The 22722-nt window shown below is 44.8% G+C and carries 14 protein-coding genes; 11 read left to right on the top strand and 3 right to left on the bottom strand.

Annotated features, from left to right (window positions below):
- Window positions 1-5: 5 nt before the first annotated feature.
- Both OPS28_RS03960 and OPS28_RS03955 read right to left on the bottom strand, forming a co-directional pair.
- The gene (locus OPS28_RS03960; RefSeq protein WP_265608153.1) at window positions 6-1019 is read right to left on the bottom strand and encodes an aspartate carbamoyltransferase; all 1014 of its coding nucleotides are present in this window, start codon (window positions 1017-1019) and stop codon (window positions 6-8) included.
- A 257-nt stretch (window positions 1020-1276) separates the two neighbouring features.
- A complete protein-coding gene (locus OPS28_RS03955) occupies window positions 1277-1939 on the bottom strand; it encodes a TetR/AcrR family transcriptional regulator (protein ID WP_265608152.1) in 663 nt (220 codons plus the stop codon).
- A 130-nt stretch (window positions 1940-2069) separates the two neighbouring features.
- Between OPS28_RS03955 and OPS28_RS03950 the strand changes: the two genes are divergently transcribed.
- The 3 genes from OPS28_RS03950 (at window position 2070) to OPS28_RS03940 (ending at window position 7201) form a co-directional block, all read left to right on the top strand.
- The gene (locus OPS28_RS03950; RefSeq protein ID WP_265608151.1) at window positions 2070-3233 is read left to right on the top strand and encodes an efflux RND transporter periplasmic adaptor subunit; all 1164 of its coding nucleotides are present in this window, start codon (window positions 2070-2072) and stop codon (window positions 3231-3233) included.
- Window positions 3230-6337: an efflux RND transporter permease subunit gene (locus OPS28_RS03945; RefSeq protein WP_265608150.1), complete on the top strand. Its 3108-nt coding sequence runs from the start codon at window positions 3230-3232 to the stop codon at window positions 6335-6337. Before OPS28_RS03950 ends, OPS28_RS03945 begins: the two co-directional genes overlap by 4 nt.
- Window positions 6338-6499: 162 nt before the next feature.
- A complete protein-coding gene (locus tag OPS28_RS03940) occupies window positions 6500-7201 on the top strand; it encodes a DUF2982 domain-containing protein (protein WP_265608149.1) in 702 nt (233 codons plus the stop codon).
- On the opposite strand, the gene OPS28_RS03935 is transcribed toward OPS28_RS03940, so the two are convergent.
- On the bottom strand, window positions 7198-10356 hold the full coding sequence (locus OPS28_RS03935; RefSeq protein ID WP_265608148.1) for a hybrid sensor histidine kinase/response regulator: 3159 nt from the start codon (window positions 10354-10356) through the stop codon (window positions 7198-7200). The genes OPS28_RS03940 and OPS28_RS03935 overlap by 4 nt on opposite strands.
- Before the next feature lie 189 nt (window positions 10357-10545).
- On the opposite strand from OPS28_RS03935, the gene parC reads away from it, so the two are divergent.
- The 8 genes from parC (at window position 10546) to OPS28_RS03895 (ending at window position 22653) form a co-directional block, all read left to right on the top strand.
- Entirely contained in the window at window positions 10546-12864 is a 2319-nt protein-coding gene (gene parC, locus OPS28_RS03930) for a DNA topoisomerase IV subunit A (protein ID WP_265608147.1), read from the top strand.
- A gap of 53 nt (window positions 12865-12917) precedes the next feature.
- Entirely contained in the window at window positions 12918-13457 is a 540-nt protein-coding gene (locus OPS28_RS03925) for a heme NO-binding domain-containing protein (RefSeq protein WP_265608146.1), read from the top strand.
- On the top strand, window positions 13457-14596 hold the full coding sequence (locus tag OPS28_RS17050) for a diguanylate cyclase domain-containing protein (protein ID WP_265608145.1): 1140 nt from the start codon (window positions 13457-13459) through the stop codon (window positions 14594-14596). The genes OPS28_RS03925 and OPS28_RS17050 overlap by 1 nt, the downstream gene beginning before the upstream one ends.
- Entirely contained in the window at window positions 14545-15597 is a 1053-nt protein-coding gene (locus OPS28_RS03915) for a putative bifunctional diguanylate cyclase/phosphodiesterase (RefSeq protein WP_332017560.1), read from the top strand. Before OPS28_RS17050 ends, OPS28_RS03915 begins: the two co-directional genes overlap by 52 nt.
- A gap of 416 nt (window positions 15598-16013) precedes the next feature.
- On the top strand, window positions 16014-16205 hold the full coding sequence (locus tag OPS28_RS03910; RefSeq protein WP_265608144.1) for a DUF4440 domain-containing protein: 192 nt from the start codon (window positions 16014-16016) through the stop codon (window positions 16203-16205).
- A 447-nt stretch (window positions 16206-16652) separates the two neighbouring features.
- The gene (locus OPS28_RS03905; RefSeq protein WP_265608143.1) at window positions 16653-19541 is read left to right on the top strand and encodes a TonB-dependent receptor; all 2889 of its coding nucleotides are present in this window, start codon (window positions 16653-16655) and stop codon (window positions 19539-19541) included.
- Window positions 19542-19667: 126 nt separating this feature from the next.
- Window positions 19668-21158, top strand: a complete 1491-nt coding sequence (locus OPS28_RS03900; RefSeq protein WP_265608142.1) for a tryptophan halogenase family protein — start codon at window positions 19668-19670, stop codon at window positions 21156-21158.
- A gap of 1 nt (window position 21159) precedes the next feature.
- Complete coding sequence (locus OPS28_RS03895) at window positions 21160-22653, top strand: tryptophan halogenase family protein (protein ID WP_265608141.1); 1494 nt, start codon at window positions 21160-21162, stop codon at window positions 22651-22653.
- Window positions 22654-22722 lie beyond the last annotated feature (69 nt).

Raw genomic sequence — 22722 nt, 5'->3', positions numbered from 1 at the left:
AGTAGTTAGTTGCTCTTGTTGCTGTGCCAAATGACATCGCGTTCATATTTGCTGACCAGGCTTTCGACCCCCAACGTCAGCGCAAACAACGCCATTCTTACTAGTACCCCATTGTCGGTCTGACGGAATATAGCCAGTTTGGGATGAAGATTAAGGTCGTTGTCCAGCTCGTTCGCTTCCATGCGGGAATCCCGAGGAAGTGGATGCATAATGACAGTTTTAGACTGAAAGTGTTTGGTGTATATAGCCTGATTTAAACGAAATTTGCCCCGATACTTGTTCGCTTCATCTTGAGAGGGGAAGCGTTCTTCCTGAATGCGAGTCTGATAACAAATATCCGCATCCATACTCCCCTCAAGCTGCTCCGTTATGGTCAGTTTATGCCCTGAATTTGCTACAGTATCAATAATCGGTTGGGGCATGCCTAGTTCTTTCGGCGATATCAACGTAAAGTGGATATTTTTGTATAAACATAACAACTTACATAAAGAATGGACGGTGCGTCCATAGCGTAAATCGCCGATCATCGCAATGTGCAATCCATCAATGCCTTTACCGTGGTATTCCAATTCACGTTTGATGGTGAACAAATCGAGCAACGCTTGAGTAGGATGTTCATTGGCGCCGTCCCCGCCATTGATAACGGGCACGCGACTGCCTTCTGCAAACTCAGCCACTGAGCCAGTAGCAGGGTGACGCATGGCAATTATATCTGAATAGCCGCTTAGTACACGCGCTGTGTCATACAGTGACTCTCCTTTTGCCAAAGCGGAATTATCCATACCAGTGGTTTCACGTACCTCACCACCTAACAGATTAAATGCAGTGCCAAAGCTTACCCGTGTTCTGGTACTGGGCTCAAAAAACAAATTGCCTAAAATAGCGCCATTGAGTACTTCAGTGCGTTTTTGTCGTTTCGCATAAGGGGCCATGTTATCTGCCACGCGAAAGACTTTTTCAATGGCGTCGCGGTCGAATTGGTTAACGCTAAGAATATGGTTGCCTGTAAAGTCGGCCATGAATTACTCTCAAAAAACGTTGTCGAAGAAAATCGCGGTAAGTGTAGCAAATTACTCAGTCGCTGTAATGTGGCGAACATCGCTTATGAGTAATTAATACGCTTTAAAATCACTCTCTGCTTCATTATAAAATTATCTTTAACCTGAGTGAGTTAGACGAGTTTTGAATATTTTTTCCTACATAATTTCAGGGGGAATCGGCGCGTCGGCGGGTGGACATTAAGCGACGTAAAAGCGCTGTAAGGAATAGCTGAAAGCTAACTCCGCAACGTTTTATGCTTTATCGCGTCACGATACAATAAAAGGATACTCCGTACAGACATATCTACTTTTGCTCTTATTTGTTCCTCTGAGAGTATGTCTTCCAGGCCAAATAGGCTGCGCATGTGAAAGTCGCTCTTTAGTAAATTGAGGTACTGCACCGCTAGTGTAATGGACTCCTCCTCAGTGAGTAAGTATTCACTATCCTTAAGAAAAAGGAGACCTATATCTTCAACCCCTTTTTTAGGGCCTGCCTGATAAAAAAGGCGTGCGACTTCAGGGGCATTTTTCGCTTCACTGATAACGATACGGTACATTGCGATAACTTGTGGGTCACTTAAGAGGCGTAATAATTGCGCTCCTATCAACTCCAAAGTGTGTTTTAATCCGTTCGTTTCCGCAGGGCAACAAGCTAAATCGTCTGGGGTAAGCAAGTAATCTCGACACTTTGATTCAATAGCAACAGTGTATAGTTCATCTTTACTGGCAAAATGCGAATAAACGGTTTGTTTCGAAACACCAGATTCTTTCGCAATGGCATCCATTGATGTCGCTGTAACGCCTTGGTGCAAAAATAGGTTTACCGCGGCGTTCAGAATTTGCTGACGTTTTTCTTCACTTTTAGGGCGGCCAGCGCTTTTCGTTCCAGATTTAGCCAAGGCAGTACCTCAAATATATTTATCAAACTAGACGGTCTAGTATTTATAATATAGCATTAGGCTATCTTGAGTAAATACGCTCATTAATATGAAATATTAATCACACCTTGAGCGATGTCAGAGGACACCTATGTCGGATCATCCAAGCGTAGTCCATTCTACTTCAGAATCAGGCAAACTACAGTTATGGCTTACCGTCGCGCTGAGCACGGCAATACTAATTACTTTGCTTTTTTCCGCCGGGACTACTCGAGCAGATAAACATAAAACCGAAAATGAACGTGCTCAGGCGCATGTGTCTATTGTTCAAATGCAAACGTCCTATCAACGCGAGCAGCGTATTTTTGGTCTAATTGAATCGGCCCGCGCGTCGCGTTTGGGATTTGAACGGGCAGGTAGAATTGCAACTATTAATGTCGAAGAGGGCGATAGTATTAAACAAGGGCAGGTTCTGGCTGTATTAGACACAGCCAGACTCGTCAGCCAGCAGTCTGAACTGAAAGCTAGGCTGCATAGGGCGCAAGCAGATGTCACTCTGGCAAACGCTACTTTACAACGTATGAAGTCCGTTTTGGGCCAAGGCGGAGCATCCCGACAGCAGGTCGATGAAGCCCGTGCGCGTTTTGAGGTAGCGACCGCACAAGTGACAGAAGTCGAGGCTGCGCTTGACTCACTGGCAGTCGAAATAGATAAGTCTAGGTTGTCAGCCCCCTTTGACGGAATGGTGGGGACAAAACTAGTCGACGAAGGAACGGTAGTGCAGGCAGCCTCACCGATATTGACGCTGGGCGCCACTCATGAATTACAAGCCAGGTTAGCCTTACCGCAAGCGCTTGCAGGTACGCTAGAAAATGGCCAGACAATAATTGTAGATGTTGGGGGGGGCAACGTAGAAGGTCAGTTACTTAGTATACAGCCTTCCCGGAATCGGCAAACTCGCACGATTGACGCGCTCGTTGCGGTACCGAATACATCAAATGCGTTATTGATCGGCGATATGGTATCGGTAACTATTAACACGTCGGTAGAAGAACCCGGAGCGTGGGTTCCTTTAGCTGCATTGACTCAGGGAGTGCGCGGCTTGTGGACATTGCTGGTGGTCACGGGCAATGGTAACCCTCAGCTACAAAGCCGTTTGGTTGAAATTATTTACGCCACTACCAAAGAGGCATATGTTCGCGGTGCGATAAAAAATGGAGATAAATTTGTAGCTCAAGGAGGACAACGACTTGTCCCCGGGCAACTGGTAAAAACCGCTCTGCTTGACGCCCCCGGACAAGGAGCGAGTCTGTGAGTGACACGTCCCAGCCTTGGTATAGTCTTTTTTATCAACGTCCTCATTTGTTAGTGTTGAGCCTGGTGATTTTATTGGTTGCTGGGTACTCTGCGTTGACCAATTTACCCCGTTTAGAAGACCCGCGCATTGATACTCGCAATACGTTAGTGATAACCCCTTATCCTGGAGCATCGGCTGAGCAGGTTGAGGCCCTCATCAGTGATGTGCTTGAAGATCATTTGCGTGAGATATATGAAATAAAAGAAATTGAATCGACTTCTCGGGCTGGGATCTCAGTGATAAGCCTAGAGCTTCAGGACTGGGTAAATAATTCGAATAACGAACAGATATTCAGCGAAATACGCGATAGCTTGAGTACGGCTTCTACGCAGTTCCCCCAGGGCGCAGGTAAACCTATTTTTGACGAAAAGCGCGGTGCCACGGCGTTTACTCTACTGTTGTCAGTTGAAGCAGAGCACCAAACCACAACCTCAATGATGACTGCACGCATGGCGAATGAACTGGCAGATAGGCTACGCAATGTTAACGGAACTGAACTTGTGCGTATCTACGGTGCTGCCGAAGAAGAAATAGTGGTGAACGTTGACCCTGCGAAGTTAGCGCCTACTGGTCTCACCCTCGCGCAAATAAGCCACAAAGTTCAACTGGCCGACTCAAAGCTTCCCGCAGGAATAGTTCAAACAGAGCAGAGTAACTATCGACTTAAAGTTGCGCAGCCGCTTGCCGATCTGGATGTCGTCAAAGATATAATTTTACAAAATCGTGATGGCCGTTACTTAAGGTTGTCAGATATAGCGACCATTAGTCGAGGGGTTAAACAGCCTGTCAACGATATGGCATTTCTCAACGGCAAGCAAACTGTGTTCGTGGCAGCAAGAATGCAGACTACTTTACGTTCAGGCGTGTGGACTGAACACGCACTAAAAGCTGTTGAAGAATTCAATCGCGACTTCGCTGGCAGCTTCACAGCCACGGTGGCTTTTGAACAGAACCAATATACTTCTGCGCGCTTGATTGATTTGTCAGCTAATTTGCTATTGGGCTGTATCGTGGTGGTATTGGTGATATTTTTATTCATGGGGTATCGTGCAGCCTGGATTGTTAGTCTGGCACTGCCCCTGACCGCCGCTTTTACGCTATTCGCACTTAGTTTGTTTAATGTGCAAATTCACCAGATGTCTATTTTCGGCATGATCATCGCCATCGGTCTGTTGATTGACAACGCCATAGTGATCACCGACGAAATTCGTATCAATCTGCGCGATAAGTCGTTAACCAGACTACAAGCCATGACTAAAAGCGTGCGTCATCTATTCACTCCTCTTTTAGCGTCGACACTTACCACTATCTTAGGTTTTATGCCGATATTTTTATTAAGTGGCAATATTGGCGATTTTATCAGTTCGATTGCAATAAGTGTGGTGATGGCGTTAATTGGTTCGTTATTTATTTCACTTACCCTGATAGCCGCCTTGGCCGCAAAGTTCTTGCCCAGAGACACAAGCGAGGGTGGCTGGTGGGCCACCGGCTTAGAAACGCCTGTCATGTCCAATACATTTAACCGCTACCTGGGAAGCTGGATAAAAAGACCGGTGCCGGTTATCACACTTATTGTGGTGTTGTGTGGGAGCGGCTTCGCGTTGACGTCCCGTTTGGATAATGTGTTTTTTCCCAGTGCGGATAGAAACCAGTTTGAAATTTACGTATGGACACCAGAAGGCTCTGCTATTGAGCACACTGCTAGCCGTACTCAGGCAATTAATAGCGCGCTTAAAAAGCACTCAGAAATAGAACAAGTAACCTGGTTAGTAGGTGGCTCTGCCCCTTCAGTTTATTACAATCAGGTAATGACACGGGATAACACTCCCTATTTTGCTAATGCAGTGGTCACCACCGGCTCAGCTGACCAAGCAAGCCGGTTGATTGGTCAATTACAACATGAGCTTGCACACCAATTTACCGATTTACAGATAGTGGTTCGCGCGTTTGGTCAGGGGCCACCTATCGCCGCCCCCATCGAAGTGAATATAATTGGACAAGATATTGCCAAATTAGATGAACTGGGCAAAGAAATACGCTTGTTAATGAGCCACGTAGATGGCATTACACAGTCTATTGCCTCGATTGGATATGGTGAACCAGAACTTACCTTGGAAACCTCAGATTCAGTGACGTCTAGTGCCGGTTTGGGATTAAGCAATATGGCTGTGCAGTTACAGCACCAATTAATCGGTATCACTGGCGGAAGTGTACTTGAAGGTACCGAAGAAGTACCTGTCAGGATAAAAATGGAATCATCTGAGGTAAATTCGATCAGTAAATTGATGGGGCTTCCCCTACCCAACACCTTGGATAAGAGTACTTGGGTAACGCTGGCATCACTCAGCGATGTGTCTTTGCTTCCTTCGCTAACTGCTATCACACGTAAACAAGGTGAGCGAATCAACAAAGTTCAGGCTTTCCTGCTACCCGATGTGCCAGCGGTGGATGTGAGTAACCAGTTAAAATCTATGATTGACGCGCGTATTAAGTTGCCGCCCGGCTATCGCATTAAGATGGCGGGTGATGCGGATGAACAACAACAAGCGATGTGGCAGTTGGGAACCTATGCGCCAGTGTTATTAGTGTTAATGCTGACTACTTTAATTTTAAGCTTTAACAGTGTACGTAAGGCCGTATTAATTGGTGCGGTAGCGGTGCTGTCAGTGGGGTTAGGAATGCTGAGTTTATGGCTTTCTGGACTTCCGCTAGGATTCAATCCTTTGTTGGGAAGTGCGGGTTTAATCGGTGTGGCAATCAACGGCTCCATAGTGGTTATTGCTGCCATCAATGGCAATGCAAAAGCCCGCGCGGGGGAAACCCGCGCTATTGTAGAAGAAACTATGGGTTGCAGCCGTCATATTCTATCCACAACTTTTACTACAGTGGGAGGACTCCTACCGCTATTATTATTCAGTAACGGAACCTTCTGGCCGCCATTAGCTGTCGTGCTGGCCGGCGGAGTCGGTTTCTCTGTGATCCTTTCTCTGGTATTTACGCCCACCGTGTTAGGTGTAATCAATCGCCGTGCGCAGAATCGTTTACAACCTGAACTTGCTTGAGCGAACGTCTGTAATAGAGTAGGTTAGAAAGTAAGAACGTGGCTAACGTAAAGAATGGTGTGAAACCTGAACCATCTCGCTGGTGGCAAACGAATTGCAAAGTTTGCCAGCGCATTAGACTCTATATCATTTGGGCAATCATTATGATCGTGGTGTATTTTTATGTCTTCAAATGAACAAAACGTGATTAATATCAGAGCTAACTCTAAACGTAATGGGTTGGTTACTGTTCTTCTTGGCATTTTGGGGTTGGGCTTGTCGGTGATGTGGCTGTCGTTTGCGCCGGAATCACTTTTTCTGGCAGGCATCTTCCTAACCAGCGCAGCAATCGTGACCTTATTGATCGGATGGTTCAAATTGCGTGAGCCCGAATTCAGCTTGGCAATTACACCGGCTGAAGTACGCTATTTCCATCGATTGGGCAAATGGCAACTCAGTTGGGATAATGTGCAGCGTGTAGATTGCCCACGTATTCGACGGGGCATTGAACATCAGGAGCTCGAAGCAGTAGGCTTCAAACTAAAAGATTATTCACCATTTTTACGCGGTATTTCGCCACGTTTGGCTACCCATATTTTAATGGAGCAGCGACCGCTGTTATTGCAACGGGATGAAGATAACTGTCAGACGGGTATGTGTTATGGAAATGATATGTTCGATGACAAACCGGTCGTACTCGAAAATGGTGAACAGTTAACCGGGGTAAAAGCGATGCTTGCTAATCGCATGTCACAATTACGTGATAGGTTAGGTTTTGATGTGTATATCTCAACAGCTGATCTTGATAGGTCTGCTACCGAATTTGCAACCTTATTGAAACAATGCCAGCAATCACAAGCGTCCCGTAATGAGCAGACCAATTAAAATTTATTAGCCAGGTCTATTAAATCCATTTCCTGAAGCCGCTTTCTACCTTCTTGCTGAACGTGTCTGGCTTCTTCTAAAAAGTCAGGCATCAATTCTTCCACTACCAAGTATTGTTTTAATTTAAGGGCGCTCTCCATTTGCTTAGTCAATTCTTGTAACCTGGGGGCCCCAGTATAGCAACAAGCTCCATGCAAACGGTGCACTTCTGTGCCTAGGTCAGCGAATTCATTACGTTCCCACGTGTCGGTAATAATATGCAGGGTGTCGGGCAACATGTTTATAAAGTCTTCCAGTAATTCCTTAGCTACGGCAGGATTATGGTTGGAGCGCTTTAAAGCAAGTGGCCAGTCGATGGAAGGCAGTGATGGTTCTTGTGGGCTGACACTTCGACACCAGCGTTGAACAAGGTCCACTAAATTATCGATTTCGATCGGTTTCGGTAAATAATCGTCCATGCCTGAGGCCAACAGGCGCTCTTGCTCCTCTTTAAACGCATGAGCAGTAACTGCAATAATCGGCGTACCTAAATTTAACGCGGTTTTTCGGATAAGTTGGGTCGCTTGTAAGCCATCCATGCCTGGCATCTGCACGTCCATAAGAATCAAATCGAACTCCTGAGTCTGGCAGCGGTTAACCGCATCCTGTCCGTTCATGGTTGTAGTCAGCTCAACTGGCGAATTGTTCAACCAGGTATGCAAAAGTTTTAGGTTCATATCCATATCATCAACCGCTAAAATACGGACACTGGGAAGGCTGTTAATCTTATTTTGCACCGGGTTGTGGTTCGAATTCGCTTTTTGATAAAGTAAGCTTTCCAGTTTGGTAATGGTGAGAGGCATCCTAATTTGCGTATGAAAGTGCTGGGTCAGGCTGGGGTATTGGTTGAAAGGCTCGGGCCCTGAATACCAAAGAATACGCTTTTGAGCTGAAAATTGAATAACTTCGCTTAAATAGCTATCGCGTTTACTTAATTTTGTAACGGGTACGACGGCGAATAAATAATCTGGGTTGGTCTCGGGAAGACACTTCAAATAGGCCAAAGACTCGACCGACGTAACGTGAGCACCTAAATAACGTAACATCGATGCACTTGCATACCGCGTTTCTGGAACCGGGTCGATTAATACAATCTGTTTCCCCGTCCATTCAGAAGAATGTGTCAAAGCAAATTTTTGGCTTAACTGATTCATTCTTAGAGTAACGGTAAACTTACTGCCTTGCCCCGGGGTACTTTTTAGATGGAGCGTACCACGCATTAATCTAACCAGTTCCCGGCAGATTACTAAACCGAGCCCGGTCCCCTGATAGTTTCGATTTAACGAATCATCTACTTGTGAAAAAGCAGTGAAAAGCTTTTTCTTGTCGTGACGGCTAATGCCTATCCCCGTATCTTCAACACTGATTTCGATTTCATGAATGCCGTGGGGGAGGGGGCGGCCCTTAGCAGACAAAGTGATGCAGCCGCTATTAGTAAACTTAAGAGCATTACTTAATAAGTTATTTAATACTTGTTTAATCCGAAACATGTCGCCAATAAGCTTTTCAGGCAGGGGAGCCAGCTCAAATACAAATTCGATTCGTTTGGCATGGGCTGACTTGGACACCAATGTCACCATTTCCTCCAGCAGTTGATTCGGTGAAAATGGCTGAAGATTAATGGTTAATTTTCCTGCCTCAATTTTTGAGAAATCCAAAACATCATTCACAATAGTCAGTAAGTTATCTGCTGAGGTACTAATTATTCTGGCTTGTTCTTGCTGCTCGCTTGGTAACGAAGAATGATTAAGTTCACGGCTGAACCCTAAGATAGCGTTTAGTGGAGTGCGAATTTCGTGGCTCATATTGGCCAAAAACTGCGATTTAACATTACTCGCTTTAATCGCATCTTTACGGGCAATATCTAAGCGGGCATTTTGCTCTTCTATTAACTCCATGTTGTTGCGTAAATCATCTGTCGCCTGTTCAACTTCAGATTCCAGTTGACTGCGACTCTTTTCCATCAGTGCAATAGAGAATAGCCCTGCCTCTAGAAAAACGCCTACCTGAAAGCAATAGGTGGTAAAGGTATTAGACGGGAGCACGCCGATCAGGCTTAACATGCCAAATAATGCACCGCACCCCAACATGCTCCACGCGAATATAAAGTAACGGGCTGGTTTGAAGTGGTTCATAAAAGCTTCAAAGCCTGCATAAACGTAACTAAGAATGGCGACAATACCGACCCCGTAAACCAGATTGTTTTTCCATATGTGAGGAAGTACATCCAATATACAAACCAGGCCTAACACACATTGTAAAATAATTAGAGATACAACCGCCAGATGAGCCGTCCGCGCATTTTCCTTGGTTTCTAAAAAGAACATGGTAAAAATACCAGAGCTCACCCCGATAATGATAAAAATCAACTCGGTATGAGAAACCACCCATGGTGACAAGCCTTCACTCGCAGTGAGCTGGATATGGCCGCCCCAAATGAATTGCCATAATACAACCGCCGCGATATAACTTACATATGCAAGCAATGCGGGTTCACGTGTACCAAAATATAAAATCAAGTTGTAAACGGCGAGAATGACTAAACCGCCGTAGAACAGCCCCCATAAGATACTATCTACCTGTATTTTAAAACTATGCATGGGTTCTGGCGTCACCACCAAAGGCACAATTAAGCTAGATGAATGACTTTCCACCCGTATATATAGTTCTGTGGGAGTCGCATCAGGAAGAGTTGAACGTAACGTGGGTACGCGAAATCGCTGAGCGCTTTGGAGTTTACCTTGAAAGCTTTGTTGAACGACTTCGCCATTGACGACCACATAAAAATCAACTTTATCAAGCTGACTAAAATTCACCGAAAAAACCCAGCGAGTCTCGTTGCTAACATTTGAAAAGCGACTTACTAGCCATAGGCCGTTGCTATGAAAGCCAAAATTAGGGTTTTTCTCGGTATGCCATTGGAAACTCTGGCGGCGATCAATCGCCTCGCTGATAGTCAGTTGCGAACTTCCTTCGAAATAAAACGCAAAGTTATTAGCAAGGTTAGTTTGAGAATTGGCATCGAATAGCTGAATGGTAGATTGCGATTGGACTGCCAGCGAATAAAATAACGCTAGGATTAATAAAGTGTGCTTTACCATTGCGAGCGGAGACATTGTTATTGTTTTAATAAAATACTATTAGGGCGTGCATGCCCTATTAAACCACTGTGGTAGGCATTTGACAAAACTTAGCTATAAACAACTAAACCACGCTCTAATTATATGCCCATATTGCGTTGCAACTAAGTTTGACTCACAATGGCTGCATTGATGTGAAAGGTAGTCCAGCAGAATAATAACACCATGAATGACGAAATTACTGTAAACGGGGATGGAATTGAGCAACTTCCGCTAAGCCGTTTTACCGAAGATGCTTACCTGAATTACTCCATGTACGTGATTATGGACCGTGCATTGCCGAATATTGGCGATGGCCTTAAACCCGTTCAGCGACGCATCATTTACGCCATGTCCGATCTGGGCTTAAGCGCGACAGCTAAATATAAGAAGTCTGCCCGTACTGTGGGTGACGTGCTGGGTAAATTCCATCCTCATGGCGATTCAGCTTGCTATGAAGCCATGGTGTTAATGGCACAACCCTTTTCTTATCGTTACCCATTAGTGGATGGACAAGGTAACTGGGGGGCTCCCGACGACCCCAAATCGTTTGCAGCGATGCGGTACACCGAAGCACGGCTTTCTCGCTTCAGTGAGGTGTTACTAAACGAACTGGGACAGGGCACTGTCGACTGGATGCCAAACTTTGATGGCACCTTAAAGGAGCCGAAAGTTCTTCCTGCGCGTTTGCCGCATATCTTATTAAACGGTGTCACGGGCATCGCGGTAGGTATGGCAACTGACATTCCACCGCACAATGTACGCGAAGTGGCTAACGCATGTGCTTTGTTGCTGGACAACAGCAAAGCAGAATTACACGAGCTTATGCAGCATGTGGAAGCACCGGATTATCCTACTGAAGCAGAAATCATTACGCCACGAGCGGACATAGCTAAACTATATGAAACAGGCCGCGGTTCAATCAAAATGCGTGCAGTTTTCCAGCAGGAAAGCGGCGACATCATTATTACCGCGCTGCCTCATCAAGTATCAGGTGCCAAAATTCTTGAACAAATAGCGGCACAAATGCAAGCCAAAAAACTGCCGATGGTAAGTGATTTGCGAGATGAATCCGATCACGAAAATCCAACTCGTTTGGTCATTACGCCGCGCTCAAATCGCGTGGATACCGAGCAGCTGATGCAACATTTGTTCGCCACCACCGATCTGGAAAGAAGCTATCGGGTCAATCTAAATATGATTGGTTTGGACGGCCGTCCACAGGTAAAAGACCTTCGTACAATCTTAACTGAATGGCTATCGTTCCGTCGCGACACGGTTACGCGTCGCTTACAATTTCGACTGGATAAAGTCCTGGCTCGTTTACATATTTTAGAAGGCTTAATGATAGCCTTTTTGAATATTGATGAGGTGATAGAAATTATTCGTCATCACGACCAACCCAAAGCCGAATTGATGCGCCGATTCTCTTTATCAGATACTCAAGCAGAAGCGATTTTGGAATTGAAGTTACGCCATCTGGCTAAACTTGAAGAAATGAAAATTCGCTCTGAGCAAGATGAGCTTGAAGACGAACGGAAACAATTGGAAACGATTCTCGGCTCAGATCGCCGCCTAAAAACGCTGATTAAGAAAGAAATTCTTAGCGATGCTGAGAAATATGGTGACGATCGACGCTCACCTATCGTAGAGCGAACCGAAGCCAAAGCGTTATCAGAAAAAGAGCTTATTCCTTCAGAAGCTGTCACCGTAGTGTTATCGGAGAAAGGCTGGGCACGCTGTGCTAAAGGCCATGATGTCGACCCATCTGCCTTAAGTTATAAAGCTGGTGATACTTATTTAGCCAGTGCCACTGGTAGAAGCAATCAACCCGCCGTATTTTTGGACACATCGGGACGGGCTTTTTCCTGTGATGCTCACAGTTTGCCTTCAGCCAGAAGTCAAGGGGAGCCACTAACGGGTCGCTTTAATATTGTTGGCGGCGAACAGGTTCCGCATGTATTAATGGGTAAAGATGACCAACGTTATCTGATCGCCTCTGATGCAGGCTACGGCTTTGTCGGCACCTTTAACGATATGCTAAGTAAGAACAAAGCTGGTAAAGCGTATCTTTCGTTGCCCTCCGCAGCGAAAGTGCTGCCTCCGCAGCCGGTACATGACCCAGCTTCCGACTGGTGTTTGACTATATCCAATGAAGGCCGAATGTTATTGTTCCCGCTGCGCGATTTGCCCAGTTTAGGTAAGGGTAAAGGCAACAAATTAATTAACATACCCGGAGCAAAAGCACAAAGCAGAGAAGAATACGTTAAAATAGCCGCCGTTGTGCCGCAAGGTGCGTCAGTTAAAATCGCCGCGGGTAAACGTAATATGACATTAACCGCTGCCGACCTCGAGCACTATAAAGGTGAAAGAGGGCGCAGAGGCAACAAATTGCCCAGAGGCTTACAACGCGTCGATGACATCGAAGTTGAACAAACGGCAAAACAAGAAACTCAGGTCGAAGAAAAAAATACGGAGACTTTACCCCCAGTAGCACCAGAATAGGCTAACCTGTTAAGACTATTATGTTTTCCACTTAAAGCAAAATGGAGGGGGGCATGCTCGGGATTGTATTTACGTCACTTATCGATATGCTCGAAGAGAAGGTATCACCTGACTTTGCCGATGATGTGCTTGAAGAAGCGGCACTTGAAAACGAAGGTGCGTTTACTTCTGTAGGTTATTACTCCTTTTCTGAAATGCAGAAGCTGGTTAACGTGTTGGTAGAGAAAACCGACACTCCCGCCAATAAGCTTCTCTACGATTTTGGTTATTATCTATTCGGTAAACTCGCTCTAACCCATAGCCAGGTGTTAGCGGGGCGTCACAATATTCTGGATGTGTTGAATTGCCTTGACGATGATATTCATGTGCAGGTGAGCAAACTTTATCCTGATGCAGACTTACCTCAATTTTCAGTGCTTACCAGGACTGAAACCAGTATAGCGTTAAAATACCATTCCACCCGCGAGCTTTACACGTTAGCAGAAGGCTTGATGGATGGTGCTGCGGATCACTTTGAAAACAAAATCCGGCGCGAAGTGGTCAAGCTAGATGAGCCGCACACTTATCTGTTTACTATAACGCTGGAGGCCTAGTGTCAGAACATCAAGAACTGTTGAAAAAGTTAGCCAGACTTGAGAAGAGGGTTAGTCGCGAAAGGTTGGCCAGAACTGAGGCCGAACGCTTATTAAACGACAAAAGTCTTGAGCTATACAATACCTTACAAACGACCCAGCAGTTACAAAAGAAGCTGGAACTGGCCCTGTGGGCCTCACAAGAATCATTTTGGGAATGGCATGCTCAAAATGATCAGTTTGAACTGAAAAGTTTCGGTTTAGAGCGAGGGCAAGAATTTCAGTGGAAAGGTAATACGCTTTCATTATTGCGCTTTGTTCACAAAGACGATTTAAGTAGTTTGGAGTTTCACTGGACGCTCGCTTCGTTAAGCGGTAGCGACAGAATAGAAGTGGCATTTCGTTTTAAGCGTAATGAGACTTATCAGTGGATGCGCCTTCGAGGACGGGTGCTGGAAAGAAACGATGCAGGGACCGCCTTACATATTGTCGGCACTACGCGAGATATCACGCAGGAAAGAAAAGCAGAGCAGTCTTTTCAATTAATGGCATCCGCTTTTTCCAGTTCTCGAGAACCCATGCTGGTGCTTTCATCCAACCTGGCTATCAGCGAATGTAATACCGCGTTTGCGCGATTAATGCGATTACCGAACAAAAAGAAAAGCTTCGGGCAAAGCCTAAATAAGCTATTACCGGAGGCCAGCAAAGAGCTCAAGTTATTATCAGAGCGTCGGCAACTCAGGTTCGAAAGCGCGTTGCATACCTTTGACGGGCGCTTGATCCCCGTCGATATCTCCATTGCGTTGTTTGAAACCCAGTATCAATCATCGCCTTATTTTATCGCCACTATGCGTAATATCAGTGAGCGCAAAATAAACGAAGACCGTTTACGCCAAATGGCCATGCATGACGATTTGACCGGTCTTAAAAACCGCAATGGTTTGCGAGAGGTGCTAACGCAATATTCAGAAGCGAAACAAACATTCACCATGATGTTTATTGACCTGGACGGGTTTAAACAAATTAATGATACCGCGGGCCATGAACAAGGCGATGCGTGTTTAAAACGGGTTGCTTTAGTTTTACATAATCGTTTTGGCGAAATACTATTATTTCCCGCTGGGGAGGGGATGAGTTTGTTGTTGTACTCACTAACGTAACCCTAGACGAAGTTAAAAAAGCGGGCTATGCCCTCATCAAAAATATTGAAGCCGATACAATGATGACGACTGAAGCAGAACTAAACCTTTCTGCCAGTATCGGGCTAGCTAACTACCCAATGCATGGTGACACCATAGATGAAGTGCTGCAAAATGCCGACGCAGCCATGTACCAGGCAAAAACGACAGGTAAAGGGCGGGTATATCTTTATCAACACGGCTTGCTTGAGAGTATGAAAGAGCGGGTTAGTATGGTGGCTGACTTACGGCGTTCAATTAACCATGGTGGATTGGATTTTTACGTTCAAGGTAAGTTCAGTGTTGATGGGATATTACGTGGGGGCGAATTGCTTTGTCGGTGGCGTTCGTCTATTTCAGGTACGGTCGCCCCAGCGGTGTTCATTCCCTTAGCAGAGACACATCAACTTGATAAAAATATAGGTATTCTCGCACTGGAAGCGGCATGCGATTATATATCAATGATGGAGACGCAAGGAATGTTGATCCCTTTGTCTGTAAACGTCAGCGCCAATCAAATATTGGACAAGAATTTTGCACAACTCGCCAAGAAAATTTGCGCCGCAAATAATATCTCCCCCCATTTAATTGAATTGGAATTGACCGAGTCTATTTTTATTCGCGATCATAAAAACGCACTACGCTCTCTTAATGCTTTAAGAACAGCCGGGTTCAGATTGGCCTTGGATGATTTCGGCTCAGGCTTTTCTTCACTGAGTTATTTGCGCAGCTTTAACTTTGAGGTGGTTAAGTTAGATCGCAGTCTTATCACTGACATACATACTGACAATAAGGCACTTTCGCTGTTTCAGGGGATAGTAGCTATGTTGCACTCTCTACAGCTTGATGTGGTGGCGGAAGGGGTAGAACACCCTGAGTATTTACCTTTGTTAAAAGAGGCAAACGTAAGTCAGGTCCAAGGGTTTTATTATGAACAACCCATGCCCTACGATCAGTTTATTCAGAAACATCAAAAACGCTAACGCCTCTCACACCAACGCCGGTAAATTAGTTTGCATTTAGCTTTAAGTGAATCGGAATCGATAATGTCACTATAGTAAAAGTGCGTAATTCCGGCTTGTTAAATAACTTAATTCAACCCATCTCCTATCAATAGGTTCACGTTATACCATGCATAATATACACAAAATATACGTAGCTGTTCTCTGTTTCCGGTTCATTGCGTTTACCGATGACGCTTTTTCAGCAGGCGACAATATAGAACGGCAAATCCTGCATGCAGATGAAACCTTTATACCGCTTTCGATCATTGTGATTTAAAAACAATGGGAAAAATGTTTAGTTTTGAATTGGAGTTTTATCTCGATATTACGGGGCTAAAAGGGTATGAAGAAACCATGCAAGCTACGCGAATAACTGTGAAAGAAAACTCGAGTTAGTGCGCACGCTCGATAGGACAACGCATAAGGTTTATCCGGTAAAGGATTTTGGCGCCATTCAGATTGGCGAGCATACTTTCTGTCATGAAGAAAACGGCAAAGAAGATTGTGGGACATTTGGTTTCACCACGGTATGGAAAAAGACCGATATGCATTGGCAAATGCATAGAGTGACAAGCTACGGCGATTAGTAATTGTGTATTTCATAGTTATATGTGACCCAACGTACGCACATTATGAAGGAGAACCAACTGTTTGTGAAAGTAAACTACGTTTATTGGTTGAAATGTAGTCATATGCCATGCAGCCTGGCAAGAATTTGTAAATAATACGTATATTTTTTTCATATGTAATTAAATTACAGATATGAAGCCCCGCATATATGATTCCAAAATAGGTACACATTTATCTTAACTTATTGTTATAGATATGGTTTCTATCTACTGGATGTTCAATGTTTTTGTTGCAGTAATGTTTGAAATGTTAACAAAAAGTTCATCGTTGACCATTGAATACGTATGCACATGGTTGAGCAGTAAGTGACGATGGCAGTAGAATCCGCTAAGAACGAAAAAAGTGTTACTAATCCGTTAAAACAAATTGATCTAGAGCACTCTGACTGACTTTAGGGGAAACACATGAAAAACTTTAAGATTAACCTTATAAAGGCCGCAATGCTGTCAAGCGGTCTGGTGATTGGGGTCACCCCCAATCTAATGGCACAGGAGAGCGCCGCTGACCAGCCCACAGATGAAACAACCGAAGTTATTGTGGTATCAGGTATTCGTGGTTCCCTGCAAAGAGCACAAGCGATCAAGATGGATAATACGTCGATTGTTGAAGCATTGTCAGCAGAGGATATCGGTAAACTTCCCGATACAAGTATTGCCGAATCTCTAGGTCGCTTACCAGGTTTAGCAGGTGAGAGAAGAAACGGTAGAACCAGCGGGTTATCAGTTCGTGGTTTCAACGAAAACTATGTAGGCACATCATTGAACGGTCGTGAACTACTGGGCATGGGTGATAACCGCGGGGTGGAATATGATTTGTACCCATCGGAAATAGTGTCAGATGTGCTCGTTTATAAAACGCCTGAAGCAGGCCTGATAGTACAAGGTCTTGGCGGAACGGTTGATTTACAAACGATTAGTCCACTGGGTAAAGAAAGAACGATTACCTTTAATGGAACCTACGAGCAAAATGGTCAAGATTCTGGCAACCCCGATTTTGACGATAATGGGCACCGTTTGGCGTTCAGCTTTGTCGATTCTTTTGCCGACGACACGTTGGGCGTTGCGTTAACACTAGCATCAATGGAATCCCCAAGTCAGGAGCAACAATTCCGTGGTTGGGGTTATGATACGGTTGCATCTGGCGTCGATGGCCCAGGCAATATTACAGAAAATACAACCGTTTTAGGCGGACATGATTCGTTCGTTCGTTCCGCAATGATGGAACGTGATTCGGTAGCCCTTGTGGTTGAATGGCAGCCGACAGACAAGCTCAACATCCAATTAGACGCCCTTTATATCGACTTCCAGGAAGATAAAGTGTTTCGTGGAATCGAAGAGGCCATAGTTTCTTGGGCGCCGGACAACTACACCGTTACTGAAGTCGAAGATGACTTGGTTTTAGCCGGAACAACAAAGGGTTTTCATTCTGTTATTCGTAACGACGCTGAAAGTAAAGAAGCGGAACTTACCACTTTTGGTTTGAACCTGGAATATGAAATTAATACTGATTGGACTGCCGAAGTTGATATTTCGACTGGTGAAGTGGATAAGTTGATCACCAATATTGAAAGTTATTCAGGTGTAGGCCGTCCAGGCTCCGGCGATAGACCTACTGCTGCACGTTCTTGGAGAATGACACCGACCGGCGCGATGTATAGTGATCACCCATCAATAGCACCGGTAGATTATACCGACCCTTCTTTAATTAAACTCGCTGGTCCACAAGCTTGGGGTGGAAGTTTAGATCCAGTAGCGCGCTTTAACGGCAATCCTGATTTTGCGCCAAATACAGCACAAGATGGTTTCGTAAATAACCCCTCTTTTACTGAAGAATTAGATGCGGTTCGCTTTGAAGTACATGGCTTTGTCGAGTGGGGCATTTTCTCGAAATTAAATGCAGGGATTGCTTACAATGATCGCACAATGTCTAAAGATAACAACGGCGCTTATCTAACCGCTCCTGTATGGCCAGATGCTGAATTGGTTTCAGATGCGACTGACGTATTGGGATCGGCAGATTTAAGCTTTATTGGCATCAACGGTGTTATCGCGTATGACAGTTTGGGCCTTTACAACAGTGGTTACTATATTTCGACACCAGCTGAAGATTTGGAAACAGGTCGTTTGGGCGATACCTATACGGTAGAAGAAGAGTTAGTCACACTTTTCGCCAAATTAGACATTGATACTGAAGTGGGTGGCATGTTCTTGCGCGGTAATGTTGGCGTGCAGGTGGTGAGTGCCGATCAACAGGCACTTGGTTTCGACTCTTATACCGGACCCGATCGCTATGTGTTAGCCACGCCAGTCTCAGGAGGCGATGATTACACAGATGTACTGCCCACATTGAACTTAAGCTTAGAAGTGGCTGAAAGACAATTCATTAAAACAGGCTTGTCAAAAGTGCTAACGCGTCCTCGTATGGACGATATGCGCCCGAATAATACAGTTAGCTTTGACTTTAACGATTCTGGTGTATTTGGTACCACCCCAGCTACCGGACCTTGGTCTGGTAGCACAGGTAGCCCAAATCTTAAGCCAATCGAAGCGAATCAATTTGATTTGTCATATGAGCATTACTTTGAAGACGAAGGCTATATGGCTGTGGCTTTCTTCTATAAAGACCTTAAGAACTGGCATGAATCAGTCAGTATTGTTCAGGACTTTTCTGAATTCTATATTCCGGGATACCACCAGTCATCAGGTAATCACGATTTAGATGGCGATGGGGTGAATGATGGTCCGGTTCCACCGACCGTTTTCGAAGGCCCGGTTACCTCACGTGCTGATGGTTTAACAGGCTTTGTAAGAGGCTGGGAACTTCAAGGCAGTTTACCATTTGGTATGGTGCATGAATCACTAGATGGATTTGGCCTAGTGGCAAGTGCAACTTTCCTTGACGGTATGTTTGATGGTGAATTTGAGAACCCAGACGACGCGCGGATTCCTGGTTTATCTGAAGAATCTTACAGTTTGACTGCGTATTATGAAAACAGTGGCTTTGAGATTCGTATAGCGGCCACCAAACGCAGCGAATTCTTGTCAGAAACACGAGGGATAAGCTTGTCACTTGTTGGCGCCACCAACCAGGGTGCAGAATTAGTCGATGCGCAAATTGGTTATGACTTCAGCGAGTCGGGAATTGAGTATCTGGAAGGATTACGTATTACCCTTCAGGGTCAGAACCTAACCGACGAAGAAACGATCCAAACTTCAGGGACCGATTCTCGTCAAGTTACGCAATACCAATCTTTTGGTCGTAACTTCCTATTAGGTTTTAACTACTCATTCTAACCTTACGCTAAAAAAAAGCGGTATTCAGTCCTTCTGAATGCCGCTTTTATCTGTTTTATATTTCTTTCTCCAATACTCTTAAGTCTTGTTAATATAACCCTTCTACAACGGCAACTAATAAGCGCAATGAACGAGTTAATTAAAAAAGTAGTCATCCTTGGAGGCGGGACCGCCGGCTGGATGTCGGCCGCATTGTTGAAAAAAATCATCGGCTCGGCCATCGATATCGAGTTAGTTGAATCCGACGCTATTGGTCCGATAGGAGTGGGAGAAGCGACGATACCGCCAATAAAAATCGTCAATTCCGTTTTGGGCATTAATGAGTCGGATTTTCTTAAAAAAACCAAAGGCTCAATTAAGTTGGCAATAAAGTTTGAAAACTGGCGCGTTCAAGGCGAATCTTATTTTCATACTTTTGGGGTGCCAGGTAAAAGTATGGCGTTTTGCCACTTTCACCATCTTGTTCATCGCGCACAAGCTATGGGACATAAGCTTAATATATGGGATTACGATCTGAATTACCTATGCGCGAAGGAAGGCAAGTTTGCGCAAATAAATGCGAAAGATCCTATTCTCGATTTACCCTATGCTTACCATTTTGATGCAAGTCTATATGCCGCCTATTTACGTGATTTAAGTGAAATGATGGGGGTTAAAAGAACGGAAGGGTTGGTTAAGACGGTGCAGCAGCATACGCAAACTGGGTTTATCAAATCCCTTGAACTGGAAGATGGTCAACGTATCGATGGTGACTTATTCATTGATTGTAGCGGTTTCAAAGCACTGCTAATTCAAGAGCAGCTCGGTACTGGATTTGATGACTGGAGCCACTTTTTACCTTGCGATAGCGCCATAGCGGTACCTTCAGAACGACTTGAGCATACTTTACCTTACACCCGTTCAATAGCACATGCATCAGGCTGGCAGTGGCGTATACCTCTTCAGCATCGAAACGGCAATGGCCTAGTGTATAGTAGCAGTTATTGCAGCGATGATGAAGCACATCATACATTAATGGCCAATTTAGACACAAAACCATTAGCGGACCCTAAGGTTATTCGTTTTCGAACAGGCCGTAGACGCAAGCAGTGGGATCGCAATGTGATAGCGGTAGGGTTATCGTCGGGTTTTCTTGAACCATTAGAATCAACAAGTATACATCTTATTCAGTCAGCGATTGTAAGACTCGCGCGAATGTTCCCCCACCATGGAGTGAATCATAGTCAAATCGCAGAGTACAACAAACAATCTAAACTTGAGTTTGAACAAATACGAGACTTTCTGATTCTTCACTATCACGTTAATGAGAGGGTTGATTCACGCTTCTGGCGTGACATGCGCAATCTTCCCGTGCCAGATTCACTAACCCAAAAAATTGAATTGTTTCGGCAAAATGGCCAGCTTTTCAGAGAACAAGATGACTTATTTCTTGAAACTTCCTGGCTACAAGTCATGCTGGGGCAGGGCATTAACCCAAAAGACCACCATCCTATAGCCGGTTCATTTAGTGAAGAAAAATTATTTGGCACATTGGCGAGCATAAAGCGAATAAAGGACGAGCCCATCGCTCAATTACCCTCCCATGATGATTTCTTAAAAAAATTCTGTCGGTTATAAGATGAAAGAATTGAAGCACGTCGTTATTGTTGGCGGCGGCACCGCCGGTTGGATAGCCGCTAATTTGCTAGCGCATCGGCTTAATCAGGCCAATGTCACCGTCAGCCTGATAGAGTCTCCCGATATTAATACAATCGGGGTGGGAGAAGGCTCTACGCCCACTTTAAAGCGTTTTTTTGCTACCCTTGGTATCGCCGATTCGCAATGGATGCCCCAATGTAATGCCACTTATAAATTAAATATACGGTTTCGCGACTGGAGCCCCGGCAACGGTATTGACGAATACTGTCACCCTTTTACGTCTCAGGTAGATACGTTTACTAAACGCGCATTTCTGGTCAATAGCCGCACTCGGCGGTTAGGGTTAGATACCCATACAAAGCCCGAAGATTTCTTAATAAACGGCGTGCTAAGTAATCAAGGTAAAGGGCCAACTACACCCGAGAATTTTCCGTTTATTATAGAATATGGATATCATTTTGATGCGATGTTGCTTGCCAACTTTCTTTCTAAACACGCTAAGGGGCAGGGCGTTGTTCACAAACAAGCCAAAGTTGTCGAGGTGAAAGTTGATGAATCAGGTGATATAGATAGTGTGATTTTGGATAGCGGTGAACCCGTACACGCTGATTTCTTTATTGATGCGAGTGGCTTCAGAGGGCTATTAATAGGTCAAACGTTGAACGAACCGTTTACTAGCTTTAAACAAAACTTGTTTAACGACAGCGCAGTCGTTATGCCCACCCCACAAATGGATTCTTTTAAACCGGAAACGCTAGCAACGGCGTTAAGTAATGGGTGGTGTTGGAAGATCCCGTTAATTAATCGAAATGGTAACGGCTATGTTTACAGTTCAGATTTCACCGATCATGATTCAGCAGAAACTGAACTAAGACGTCATTTAGGCTTACTCGACGCAGATGTTGAAGCAAGGAAACTCTCCATGCGCGTAGGTCAACGTGAGCGCCACTGGGTAAAAAACTGTCTGGCCGTCGGTTTATCGCAAGGATTCATCGAACCATTGGAGGCCACCGCATTGCATCTCGTACAAATAACGTTGGAATCATTCTTAACCAATGTGAAGGGAAACTATCTGGACGACAGCAAACAACCTGAATTTAACCATTCGATTACCCACCGTTTTGAACGAGTCAGAGATTACATTGTGGCGCATTATAAACTTAACAGCCGTCACGACTCAGAATATTGGCGGGCAGGTAGGGATATTAATACCATTTCTGCTTCTCTTGCAGGCATACTGGATACATGGTTTAAAAAAGGGGATTTAGAGGCTGAAGTACAGCGCCAACAGATACAGCACCATTTCGACGCTGTATCGTGGAATTGCTTGTTAAGTGGCTATGGTGTGTTTCCTCCTTTGGCGCACAACCAGCCGGGGAAAGGCGATTTGTATACCGAACAGCAGGTTAGTAATTTCTTAAATCGGTGCGCCCTAAATTTCACATCCCATAACGAAAACCTTTTTTTCCACTGAAGTGAGGCTTACAAAACACAATGCCTCCTTACAAATCCAACGGGATATCCTGAGTGTGATACCACTAAC

It is taken from the genome of Alteromonas sp. ASW11-130 (assembly GCF_026183735.1).
Taxonomy (GTDB): Bacteria; Pseudomonadota; Gammaproteobacteria; order Enterobacterales; family Alteromonadaceae; genus Alteromonas.
The sequence above is the reverse complement of the archived record's forward strand: the minus strand, read 5'-3'. Positions and strand labels throughout refer to the sequence as shown.

Excerpts from the sequence above, each read along its gene's own strand:
- OPS28_RS03940 (WP_265608149.1), top strand. The coding sequence starts at position 6,500 with ATGTCTTCAAATGAACAAAACGTGATTAATATCAGAGCTAACTCTAAA.
- OPS28_RS03900 (WP_265608142.1), top strand. The coding sequence starts at position 19,668 with ATGAACGAGTTAATTAAAAAAGTAGTCATCCTTGGAGGCGGGACCGCC.
- OPS28_RS03935 (WP_265608148.1), bottom strand. The coding sequence starts at position 10,356 with ATGTCTCCGCTCGCAATGGTAAAGCACACTTTATTAATCCTAGCGTTA.
- OPS28_RS03960 (WP_265608153.1), bottom strand. The coding sequence starts at position 1,019 with ATGGCCGACTTTACAGGCAACCATATTCTTAGCGTTAACCAATTCGAC.
- OPS28_RS03925 (WP_265608146.1), top strand. The coding sequence starts at position 12,918 with ATGCTCGGGATTGTATTTACGTCACTTATCGATATGCTCGAAGAGAAG.
- OPS28_RS03905 (WP_265608143.1), top strand. The coding sequence starts at position 16,653 with ATGAAAAACTTTAAGATTAACCTTATAAAGGCCGCAATGCTGTCAAGC.
- OPS28_RS03895 (WP_265608141.1), top strand. The coding sequence starts at position 21,160 with ATGAAAGAATTGAAGCACGTCGTTATTGTTGGCGGCGGCACCGCCGGT.
- OPS28_RS03950 (WP_265608151.1), top strand. The coding sequence starts at position 2,070 with ATGTCGGATCATCCAAGCGTAGTCCATTCTACTTCAGAATCAGGCAAA.
- parC (WP_265608147.1), top strand. The coding sequence starts at position 10,546 with ATGAATGACGAAATTACTGTAAACGGGGATGGAATTGAGCAACTTCCG.